Source organism: Sphingomonas sp. (assembly GCF_051962185.1).
GTDB lineage: Bacteria > Pseudomonadota > Alphaproteobacteria > Sphingomonadales > Sphingomonadaceae > Sphingomonas.
The window spans coordinates 1-11041 of sequence record NZ_JBQCCN010000128.1 but is presented as its reverse complement, the minus strand read 5'-3'; the positions used below and the strand labels follow the sequence as shown (position 1 = coordinate 11041).

Annotated in this window: 8 protein-coding genes and 2 pseudogenes; 5 read left to right on the top strand and 5 right to left on the bottom strand. The window is 67.2% G+C overall.

Annotation, left to right across the window (positions count from 1 at the left end; genetic code table 11):
- From ACTHJR_RS07340 to ACTHJR_RS07325, 4 genes and pseudogenes are all read left to right on the top strand, one after another.
- Positions 1–468, top strand: a pseudogene (locus ACTHJR_RS07340) (TonB-dependent receptor); the annotation flags it as partial.
- A gap of 5 nt (positions 469–473) precedes the next feature.
- Positions 474–1535, top strand: coding sequence for a DUF1611 domain-containing protein (locus ACTHJR_RS07335; protein ID WP_440522469.1), 1062 nt, complete (start codon positions 474–476; stop codon positions 1533–1535).
- A complete protein-coding gene (locus ACTHJR_RS07330) occupies positions 1532–2653 on the top strand; it encodes a YkvI family membrane protein (RefSeq protein WP_440522468.1) in 1122 nt (373 codons plus the stop codon). The genes ACTHJR_RS07335 and ACTHJR_RS07330 overlap by 4 nt, the downstream gene beginning before the upstream one ends.
- Positions 2650–4218 (top strand): serine hydrolase, encoded by a 1569-nt coding sequence (locus ACTHJR_RS07325; RefSeq protein WP_440522467.1) that lies wholly within the window; start codon positions 2650–2652, stop codon positions 4216–4218. Before ACTHJR_RS07330 ends, ACTHJR_RS07325 begins: the two co-directional genes overlap by 4 nt.
- A 21-nt stretch (positions 4219–4239) precedes the next feature.
- On the opposite strand, the gene ACTHJR_RS07320 is transcribed toward ACTHJR_RS07325, so the two are convergent.
- The gene (locus ACTHJR_RS07320) at positions 4240–4698 is read right to left on the bottom strand and encodes an Lrp/AsnC family transcriptional regulator (RefSeq protein ID WP_440522466.1); all 459 of its coding nucleotides are present in this window, start codon (positions 4696–4698) and stop codon (positions 4240–4242) included.
- Positions 4699–4804: 106 nt separating this feature from the next.
- Here ACTHJR_RS07320 and putA point away from each other — a divergent pair, with 106 nt between their 5' ends.
- The gene (putA, locus tag ACTHJR_RS07315; RefSeq protein ID WP_440522465.1) at positions 4805–8416 is read left to right on the top strand and encodes a trifunctional transcriptional regulator/proline dehydrogenase/L-glutamate gamma-semialdehyde dehydrogenase; all 3612 of its coding nucleotides are present in this window, start codon (positions 4805–4807) and stop codon (positions 8414–8416) included.
- 4 nt (positions 8417–8420) lie between these two features.
- Here putA and ACTHJR_RS07310 read toward each other — a convergent pair whose 3' ends face one another.
- The 4 genes and pseudogenes from ACTHJR_RS07310 to ACTHJR_RS07295 all read right to left on the bottom strand — a co-directional run.
- Positions 8421–9212, bottom strand: coding sequence for a substrate-binding domain-containing protein (locus ACTHJR_RS07310; RefSeq protein ID WP_440522464.1), 792 nt, complete (start codon positions 9210–9212; stop codon positions 8421–8423).
- Positions 9209–10180, bottom strand: coding sequence for a PQQ-dependent catabolism-associated beta-propeller protein (locus tag ACTHJR_RS07305; RefSeq protein ID WP_440522463.1), 972 nt, complete (start codon positions 10178–10180; stop codon positions 9209–9211). The genes ACTHJR_RS07310 and ACTHJR_RS07305 overlap by 4 nt, the downstream gene beginning before the upstream one ends.
- A complete protein-coding gene (locus ACTHJR_RS07300) occupies positions 10177–10764 on the bottom strand; it encodes a c-type cytochrome (RefSeq protein ID WP_440522462.1) in 588 nt (195 codons plus the stop codon). The genes ACTHJR_RS07305 and ACTHJR_RS07300 overlap by 4 nt, the downstream gene beginning before the upstream one ends.
- Positions 10742–11041, bottom strand: a pseudogene (locus tag ACTHJR_RS07295) (PQQ-dependent dehydrogenase, methanol/ethanol family); the annotation flags it as partial. The gene ACTHJR_RS07300 and the pseudogene ACTHJR_RS07295, both read right to left, overlap by 23 nt.

Genomic DNA, 11041 nt, shown 5'->3' with positions numbered 1-11041 from the left:
CAGGGCTTCGTGACCTCGATCAACGGCGCCTATACCGATGCCAAATTGTCGGGCGACGCTCCCGCGCTGGTCGGCGGGCTGAAGGGCGATCGCTTGCCCTACACGCCCAAGTACAGCGTATCGTGGAATTCGGACTACAGTTGGCGGATCGGAGGCGACGCCAAGGCCTTTATCGGCGGCTCGCTGCGCTTTCTGTCGAAGCAGAATGCCGGGTTCGACGCGACCTTCCGCGCCGCCAACGGGCGCCAGCGCCAGATCCCGTCCTACGCCACGCTCGATCTGCGCGCCGGGCTGGACTTCGGCCGCTTCAGCCTCGAAGCTTATGCCCGCAACCTGACCAATTCGGAGGGCAAGACGTCGACTGGATCGCTGACCGCCAATGGCCTTCCGGTCTCGCCCAACGGTGCACTGACCACCGGCGTGATACGCCCGCGAGTGATCGGCCTGTCGGTCAGCGCGGGTTTCTGAGCGCGATGACGACCCGGCAATCGGCAGCTCTCGACTGGGCTGCCGACGATGGCGAAGAGCAGGATCTTCCCCATCCGTACCTCCTGTTCCTCGGCGACACGGTCGAGCCGGCCTATGCCAAGACGGCGTTCGGGCTGCGCGACTGGAGCGGCGAGCGCTGCGTCGGCGAATGGTCGCTACCGGGAGCGAGCGTCACCACCGGCCTCGAATGGATGACGCCCGACGTCGCGGTCGCGCGTGGCGCGCGCACCCTGGTGGTTGGCGTGGCCAATCCGGGCGGCGTGATCCCCGAGACGTGGATCGCCGCGCTCGCCGATGCCTTGAGAGACGGGCTCGACATCGTCGCGGGCATGCATGTCCATCTGGCCGATATTCCCATGCTTGCGGCGACCGCCCAACGGTACCAGCGGCAATTGATCGACGTGCGGACGCCACCCTCCGACATTCCGGTCGCCAACGGTGTGAAGCGCTCCGGACGCCGCCTGCTGACCGTGGGTACCGATTGCGCGTTGGGCAAGAAATACACCGCGCTGGCGATCACGCGTGGGCTCGCCGCGCGCGGTGCCGACGTCAGGTTCCGCGCGACGGGGCAGACCGGGATCATGATCGCGGGGGAGGGGATTCCGATCGACGCGGTCATTTCCGATTTCGTGTCGGGCGCAGCGGAAATGCTGAGCCCGGCAGCGAAGCCGGGCCATCTCGACGTGATCGAGGGGCAGGGCTCGCTGTTCCATCCTTCCTACGCCGCGGTCTCGCTCGGCTTGCTCCACGGCAGCCAGCCCGATCTGTTCGTCGTCTGCCACGATCCGACCCGCACGACGGTATTGGGTCACCCGAACTTCGCCTTGCCGTCGATCGAGGAGGTCATCCGGCAGACCGTGGCGCTGGGACGCCTGACCAACCCGGCGATCCGCTGCGCCGGGGTGAGCCTGAATACCGCGTCGCTGAGCGAGGCCGAAGCGGAAGCCGAGATCGCGCGTGTGGCGGAACGGCTAGGCATCCCGGTCGCCGATCCGATCCGCGGTGGTCCGGCGTTCGAGCGCCTGCTCGACGCCTGTCAACCGTGACCGCTGCCGGCAACGGCTGGTTCCGGCGCTATCTGCTGCCGGGTTTCGCCTTCAAGGCGGTGGTCATCGGCGGGGGCTATGCGACGGGGCGCGAGCTTGCGGAATTCTTCCTGCCGTCGGGCCCCTGGGGCGGTCTTGTCGCGATGGTGCTGGCGACGCTGATCTGGAGCCTCGTCGCGACCGCCACTTTCTGGTTCGCGCGGCGTGCCGGAACGCGTGACTATCGCAGCTTTTTCCGGGTGTTGCTGGGCAAAGGTTGGATCGTGTTCGAGGTCGCTTATGCGGCGTTCGTCATTCTCGTACTCGCGGTGTTCGGCGCGGCGGCGGGAGCGATCGCGGCGGCGACGCTGGGCGCGCCGCCGCTGCTCGGGACGCTGGCGCTGATGGCCGGGATTGGCGCGTGCGTGGCGTTCGGCAATGTCGCGGTCGAACGGCTGTTCGCCTGGGTTTCCATCCTGCTTTACGCGACTTACGCGGTCTTTCTCGTGCTAGCACTCAACCATTTCGGCCCGGCGATCGCCGGCGCGTTCGAGGCCGCGCCGGCGCCGGCGCCGGCATCGGGCTGGGCGCTCGGCGGCATCACCTATGCCGGCTACAACATCATCGGCGCGGTCATCGTCCTGCCGGTCACGCGGCACCTGACCAGCGATCGCGACGCAGTGATCGCCGGCATGATCTCGGGGCCGCTGGCGATGCTCCCGGCTTTCCTGTTCTTCACCTGCATGTGCGCCTTCCTGCCCGGGATCGCAAAGGAAGTGCTGCCATCGGACTTCATGCTGGTCCGGCTCGGCAGCCCGCTCTTCCACCTCGTGTTCCAAACGATGATCTTTGCGGCGCTGCTCGAAAGCGGCACCGGCGGCGTCCATGCGATCAACGAGCGCATCGCTCGCGCCGGCGCGAGCCATGGCGGCCTGCCGGTCGCGATGCGCGCCGCGATCGCTTTCGTGGTGCTCGCAGTGTCGATGCTGATCGCGGACCGGATCGGACTGATCGCGCTGATCGCTTCTGGCTATCGCGCGCTCGCTTGGCTGCTCATCGCCATCTACGTTTTGCCCCTGCTCGTGATCTGCGGTTACCGGCTCGCCCGGCCGCGGATGCCATTTCCGGAGGTCGCATGAAGAAGCTTCTGATCGGCGCTGCCTTACCCCTGGTGCTGCTCGCGGCGCCGGCGCTCGCCGACCCGCCGAAGAATTTCGCCGAGCGCGCCGACGCGGTGCGCAAGGCGTCGGGCGCGCCGGGCATGGCGATCACCATCGTCGAGAACGGCAAAATCGTGTTCGCCAAAGGGTTCGGCGTGCGCAAGCTGGGCGACCCGACCCCGGTCGACGCCGACAGCATCTTCGTCATCGGCTCGACCGGCAAGGCGTTCACCAGCGCGGCGCTGGCAACCCTGGTCGATGCAGGCAAGATCGGCTGGGACGACAAGGTCATCGACCATTTGCCCTGGTTCCAGATGTACGATCCCTGGGTCACGCGCGAGATGACGATCCGCGACCTGCTCGTCCATCACAGCGGGCTGGGGCTGGGGGCGGGGGACCTCTTGACCGTGCCGCGCGGCAGCCTGTCGCGCGCCGAGACGGTGCGGCGCCTCCGCTTCATCAAGCCGGCAACCAGTTTCCGCAGCGGCTATGCCTATGACAACATCCTCTACGCCGTCGCCGGCGAAGTGATCGAGGCGGTCAGCGGCCAGCGCTGGGAGGATTATGTCCGCGACCATGTGCTGAAGCCGGCCGGCATGCTGCACTCGACCAGCGACAATGACGTGCGCTTCACCGTCGCCGACCGCGCCTTTCCGCACGCCCGGACCGGCGGCCCGGTGCGCGGGCTGGGCGACCAGCGCATGCTCGACGAGCATGACGAACTCGGCCGCGCGCTGGCGCCGGCTGGCCTGATCTCGAGCAGCGCCAACGACATGGGACGTTGGCTGCAGATCCAGCTCGCGCATGGCGCGATCCCCGGTGGCGGCCGGCTGTTCAGCGATGCGGCATCGGCGGAAATGTGGAAGCCGGTGACGATTGAGCCGATCGGCACGCCGCCGCCGTTGCTCGCCGCGACCAAGCCGACCTTCTCCGATTATGCGCTCGGTTGGGAAGTGCGCGACTATCGCGGCGCCAGGGTCATCTGGCATTCGGGCGGGGTGTTCGGTTTCACCTCGGTCGTGGTGCTGATCCCGGAGAAGAACGTCGGCTTCTCGATCCTGGTCAACGCGGAAGACGTCCCGGCGCGGTTCGGGCTGATGTACGAATTGCTCGATTACTATCTCGGCGCGCCCAAGGCCGACTGGCCGACGCGCTATGCGACCTATCTCGCCGACCGGCTCGGCGCCGCCAAAGCCGCCGTCGAGACCAAGCTCGCCGCGCCGGCCAAGGTCGGCCCCTCGCTCGCGCTCGACCGCTATATCGGCACCTATGCCGATCCCTGGTACGGCAATATCGAGATCGCCAAGGACGCCGACGGGCTGACGATCGATTTCAAGACGACGCCCAACATGAAGGGCCGGCTGGTCCATTATCAATATGACACGTTCGTCGCCGAACTGACCGACAGGAATATCGAACGCCCGTACGTCACCTTCGCGCTGGGCGCCGAGGGCCAGATCGAGCGGGTGACGATGAAGCCGGTGTCGCCGATCGCCGACTTCAGCTTCGACTATCAGGATCTGCTGTTCCGGCCGGTCAAATAGGACGCGCGCGGCGCCGGCGGATCACCCGGAGTCGCGTACCGTCTCCATCGACACGAAGGTCGAGGTGTTGGCGACGTGGGGCAGGCTGGAGATACGCTCGCCCAGCACCTTGCGATATTCGAGAATGTCGGCGGTGCGCACCTTGAGCAGATAGTCGAAGTTGCTCGCGATCATATGGCATTCCTCGATCTCGGGCACGCGCAGCACCGCCGCGTTGAAGGCGTTGAGCGCCTGTTCGCGTGTGTCGGACAGCTTCACCTCGGCGAAGGCGACGTGGTTGCGCCCGAGCTGGCGCGGATCGACGATCGCCCGGAATCCGCGGATCACCCCGCTCTCGAGCAACCGGCGCAACCGTAGCTGGGTCGGGGTCTTGGACAGGCCGATACGATCGGCGAGGTCTGTGATCGTCATGCGACCATCGGCGCGCAACGCGGCGATGATCTTGCGGTCGAACTCGTCTATTTCACTAGAAGTGGCCATAGTGCTGGTCGTCGTATCACCGATAGGAAGAAAAATCAGGGAAAATGTCGATCTATGGGCTTGAATGAGGGAAAATTGCCTAGGCTAGAAGCGCTATATCGTTACCATGAACCAGCCTTTCTCGTTCGCCGCCTTCGCACCCGCCATTCGCCAGCCCACCCCGCTGCGCGCGGCGATCACCGCGGCCTATCGCCGCAGCGAGCCCGACAGCATGGCGCCGATGATCGCGGCGGCGACGCTAGATCCCGATACGCGGGCCGCGATTGCCGCCACCGCGCGCAAACTGGTCGAGGGCCTGCGCGCCGACAAGGACACCAGCGGGGTCGCGGCGCTGGTCCAGGAATTCGCGCTGTCGAGCCGTGAGGGCGTGGCGCTGATGTGCCTGGCGGAGGCGCTGCTCCGCATCCCCGACAAGGCGACGCGCGACGCGCTGATCCGCGACAAGATCGCGCCGGGCGACTGGAAGAACCATGTCGGCGGCGACCGCTCGCTGTTCGTCAACGCCGCGACCTGGGGCCTAGTCGTCACCGGCAAGCTGACCGCAAGCGTCAACGAGACCGGGCTGAGTTCGGCGCTGACTCGTGTCATCGCGCGCTCGGGCGAGCCGGTGATCCGCAAGGGCGTCGAGCTGGCGATGCGGATGATGGGCGAGCAGTTCGTCACCGGCCAGACGATCGGCGAAGCGCTCGACCGCGCCAGGGCGATGGAAGCGAAAGGCTTCGGCTATTCCTACGACATGCTCGGCGAAGCGGCGATGACCGGGCACGACGCCGATCGCTACTATCGCGATTACGAGGCCGCGATCCATGCGATCGGCAAGGCGTCGGCGGGGCGCGGCATCGTCGCCGGGCCGGGCATCTCGATCAAACTCTCGGCGCTCCACCCACGCTATGCCCGCGCCAAGGCCGAGCGGGTGATGGGCGAATTGCTGCCCAAGGTGAAGGCGCTCGCCGCGCTGGCCAAGAGCTATGACATCGGCCTCAACATCGATGCCGAGGAAGCCGATCGCCTCGAATTGTCGCTCGACCTGCTCGAAAGCCTCGCGCTCGATCCCGATCTCGCCCGCTGGAACGGCATCGGCTTCGTCGTCCAGGCTTATGGCAAGCGCTGCCCGTACGTCATCGATTTCGTGATCGACCTGGCCAAGCGCGCCAGCCGCCGCATCATGGTCCGGCTGGTCAAGGGCGCCTATTGGGATGCCGAGATCAAGCGTGCCCAGGTCGACGGACTTGCCGACTTCCCGGTCTATACGCGCAAGCTCCACACCGACATCGCCTATGTCGCCTGCGCGCGGAAATTGCTCGCGGCGCGCGAGCACGTCTTCCCGCAATTCGCCACGCACAATGCGCAGACCCTGGCGACGGTCTATCAGCTTGCCGGGCCCGATTTCACGCCCGGCGATTATGAGTTCCAGTGCCTGCACGGCATGGGCGAACCGCTCTATTCGCAAGTGGTCGGGCCGAAGAAGCTCGACCGGCCGTGCCGCATCTACGCGCCGGTCGGCACGCATGAGACCTTGCTCGCCTATCTCGTTCGTCGCCTGCTCGAAAACGGCGCGAACTCGTCGTTCGTCAACCGCATCGCCGACCCCGCAGTGTCGATCGACGAGCTGATCGCCGATCCGGTCGAGGTCGCGCTGGCGATGCCGGTGCCGGGCGCGCCGCACGAGCAGATCGCTTTGCCCGCCGCGCTCTATCCCGACCGCGCCAATTCCCACGGGATCGATCTCAGCGACGAGAGCGTGCTGACGGCGGTCGACGCGGCGCTGGTCGAGAGCGAGGGCAAGACGTGGCGCGCCGTCGGCATCGCCGCCGCCAATGCGCCGCGCGACGTGACCAATCCCGCCGACCGCCGCGATGTCGTCGGCACCGTGGTCGAGACCAGCACGGAGGAAGCCGCCGCCGCGGTCGCGCGCGCCGCCACGTCGACCTGGGGCGATACCCCCGTTGCCGAGCGCGCCGCGATCCTCGAACGCGCCGCCGATCTGCTCCAGCAGCGCATGCCGGCGCTGCTCGGCCTGATCATGCGGGAGGCGGGCAAGTCGATGCCCAATGCGATCGGCGAAGTGCGCGAGGCGGTCGATTTCCTGCATTATTACGCGCTGCGCGGGCGCGAGACGCTCGACGCCGCGCACCGACCGCTGGGGCCGACCGTGTGCATCAGCCCGTGGAACTTCCCGCTGGCGATCTTCACCGGCCAGGTGTCGGCAGCGCTGATGGCGGGCAATCCGGTGCTGGCCAAGCCGGCCGAGGAAACGCCGCTGATCGCCGCGCAAGCGGTCGACATCCTGCACGAAGCCGGCGTGCCCGCCGATGCCCTCCAACTCGTGCCCGGCGCGGGTGAGGTGGGCGCGGCATTGGTCGCGGCGCGGCAGGTCGCGGCGGTGATGTTCACCGGCTCGACCGAGGTGGCGCGACTGATCCAGGGCCAACTCGCCGGCCGGTTGTCGGCCGATGGCGCGCCGATCCCCCTGGTCGCCGAGACCGGCGGGCAGAATGCGATGATCGTCGACAGCTCGGCACTGACCGAGCAGGTCGTGGCCGACGTCCTCGCCTCGTCGTTCGACAGCGCGGGTCAGCGTTGCTCGGCATTGCGCGTATTGTGTCTGCAGGAAGAGGCCGCCGATCGCACGCTGGCGATGCTCAAGGGCGCGCTGGCCGAGCTGTCGGTACGCCCGACCGATCGCCTCAGCGCCGATGTCGGCCCGGTCATCACCGCCGAGGCCAAGGCCGGGATCGAGCAGCATATCGCGCGGATGCGCGCGGGCGGCGCGCGCGTCGAGCAATTGCCGCTCGGCGCGGAAACCAACGAGGGCACGTTTGTCGCGCCGACGATCATCGAGATCGACGACCTCAAGATGCTCGACCGCGAAGTGTTCGGGCCGGTGCTGCATGTGCTGCGCTATCGTCGCGATCGCATCGATCGGCTGGTCGATGCGGTCAATGCGACCGGTTATGGTCTGACCTTCGGCGTCCAGACCCGGCTCGACGAGACGATCGCCGACCTGACCAGCCGGATCGGCGCGGGCAATCTCTACGTCAATCGCAACATGATCGGCGCCGTGGTCGGGGTGCAGCCGTTTGGCGGGCACGGCCTGTCGGGCACCGGGCCCAAGGCGGGCGGGCCGCTGTATCTCGGTCGTCTGGTATCGGGACCGGCGGTCGCAATGGACGCCGGCAACGCGCCCGATCCCGCGCTGGTAGAACTGGCGGCGTGGCTGAAGGCGCAGGGCGAGACTGACGCGGCGGCGACCGCGCGCGCTTATGGCGCCGCGTCGCCGCTCGGCGCGGTCGCGACGTTGGCCGGGCCGGTCGGTGAGGACAATCTCTATGGGCTGCATCCGCGCGGGCGCATTCTGCTCAAGCCGGTCAGCAAGGCCGGGTTGTTCGGCCAGCTCGCCGCGACGCTCGCCACCGGCAATGTCGCGGTGCTCGATGCGGCGCCGGCGCTGGCGGCCACGGTCGCCGGCGTGCCGCGTGGGGTAGCCGCGCGGATCGAGGCTTCCAACGGCCAGCCCGTCGCGGGCGCCTTGCTCGAAGGCGATGCCGAGACGGTCCAGGCCGCGCTGGCCGACATTGCCAAGCGGCCCGGCCCGCTGGTGTTGAGCCAGGCGGCGGCGCCTGACGGCTATCGGCTCGACTGGCTGGTCCATGAAGTGTCGACATCGATCAACACCACGGCGTCGGGCGGCAATGCGACGCTGATGGCGATGGTGTGAGTGCTCAACCGACGCGCGGCACGCCGTAGCGGTCGAGCACCTTGTCTATCTCGCCCTTGCGGCGCGCCAGGATGGTTTCGACCTTCTGCTGGAAGGCGGGGTCGTATTTCCGCACGCCCATCGAGATGTCGTAGACCATCGGCCATTGCGCATTGTCGAGCCACGGGGTGACGCGCTCGATCCTCAGCTGCACCGGCGACATCTTGGCGAAATAGCCGGCCAGCGGGCCCCAGACGAGCGCGACGTCGACCTTGTGATCGGCGACCGCGCGGACGATCTCGGCCGGCGGGTTGGGCTTGGTATAATCGCCATAGAGCATGAAGCCGCGCACGTTGGACGTCATGCCGCGCGCCGCGAGCGCGTGCGCCGGCGGGGTGTTCATCGCATCGTCGCCGACCATCTGCACGCCGATCGAGAGTTTCCTGAGCCGCGGGTCGTCGAGCGTCAGGCCCTTGAGGTCGCGGTCGGCGCGCGTCACGAACACATAGGTCGAGCGGTAATAGGGCCGCGTGGTCGCCACCATCTCGACTCCGCTCGCGACGCCGGGCCAGATGTCGCATTTCTGTTCGCCCAAGGTGTTGCGGACATAGCCGCGGCGCTGCGCCCACCAGACGTAGCGGACCTCACGCCCCATGTCGCGCGCGACGATCCCGGCGATGCGGTTCTCGAAGCCTTCGCCGGCGCGATTGGAAAAGGGCAGGTTGTTGGGATCGGCGCACACCGTCAGCACCTTGGGTGCCGCCTTGGCGGTACAGCCGGCAAGCGCCAGCGTAATGAGGAGCAGCAGGCGTTTCATGGTACCGCCACCGCGCCCCAGGGCTGGCCGCCGAGCTTGACCGTACGGATGACCTTGTTGGTCTTGAGGTCGATGATCGTCATGTCGGCCGACAGGCCCGCTACCGCATAGAGCCGGCTCTGGTCGGGCGAGAAGGCGATTCCCCAATTGCGATTGCCGACCGGGAAGGTGCGCACGACCTTACGTGTGGCGGGATCGATCTCGGCGACGTGATTGCCGCGGCCGAGCGCGACGAACGCCCGCTTGTCGTCGCGCGTGATCAGCATTTCCACCGCCTGGACCTGTTCGATCTGGGGGAGCAACTGGACCAGGTCGATCGTGTCGATGATCTTGCGCGTCGCCGGATCGAAGATCGAGATCGTGCCGCGCTGCTCGGAAGACACCCAGGCCTCGCGCCCGCCTTTGAGGAACAGCACTGCGCGCGGGCGGTTGCCGACCATCACGCTGTCGAGCAATTTGCAATTGGCCGGGTCGATGAAGTGCGCGGTGCTCGCGGTTTCCGAGGTGACGATCAGCGTATGGTTGTCGGGACTGATGCCGACGCCTTCGGGCTGCGCGCCGACCGGCACTTCGCACACCGTCTTGTCGCTGGCGATGTCGATGATACTCGCGGTCGAATGATCCTCATTGGCGACATAGATGCGCTTGCCGTCGGGGCTGACCGCGAAGCGTTCGGGATCGCTTCCCGAATGGAGCGAGCGCAGCAGGCGATGCGTCGCGACGTCGATCACGTCGATGCGGTTCGAATTGCCGGCGGCGACGTACAGCAACTTGCCGTCAGGCGACAATTCCTGCCCGCGCGGGCGCTTGCCGGTACGGATCGTGCCGGTGACCTCGCCAGTCGCGCCGTCGACTAGGTGAAGCAGATCGAGTTTCTCGTCCGATACGAACACCGTGTCGTGCGGAGCGGTGGGGGTCTGGTTGCACGCGGCCAAAGCGAGCGCGGCCAGTATCGCCCATCGCTTCATTTCGGTCCCTCTGTGGTGGTGCCGTAATCGTTGGTTGTGCCCGGGGGCGGCGCCCAGCCGTTATGCGCGTCGGCCGATTTGGGCACCGGAGCGGGATTCTTGCCCGGCGTGTCGCCGGTGTTCGCAGCGATCGTCGCCGGCAGCGACAGCGAGCGGACATAAGCGGCGATTTGCCACAATTGGTCGTCGGGCACCTTGCCGCCCCAGCTCGGCATGCCGTTCGGCCGTCCTTCTACCAATGTCTGGTGGATCTGGGTCAGGCGCCCGCCATAGATCCATTCCTTGTCCATCAGGTCGGGGCCCATGCCGCCGCCGCCCGCCGAGTGACAGCCCGAGCAATTATATTGATGATAGAGCCGCATGCCATCGGCGACCGCGGCGGCATTGTCGTAATATTTGTCGGCGCGCGGATCGTCGGTGACCAGGCTGCTGGCTTCCCCCGGCGACAGGGCGCTGGTGATGACGCCGGGGCGCTCGAGTGCGGCTCGCGCCTGGTCGTCGCGATCGCGGTGGCAGGCGACCAATGTCAGCGCGAGCCCGGCGATGCCGATCAGCGCGACGTCAATGCGGGAGCGTGAAGACATAAAGCGTCCCTCCGGCGGTCGTATATTTGGGCAGGTCGGACATCGCGTTGACCATGCCGAGCGCGGCCGAGCCGTCGCGCGGGTCGACCGGACCCGAGACGACCGCACCCGACCAGCCGCCAACCCCGGTCAGCACGGCGATGTACTGGTGCCCATCGGGGCCGCGATAGCTGACCGGCTGGCTGATGATTCCGCTGTCGAGCTTCTGCTGCCAGACGATCTTGCCGTTGGTGGCGTCGACCGCTTTGAACCAGCCGTCCATCGTCCCGTAGAAGAC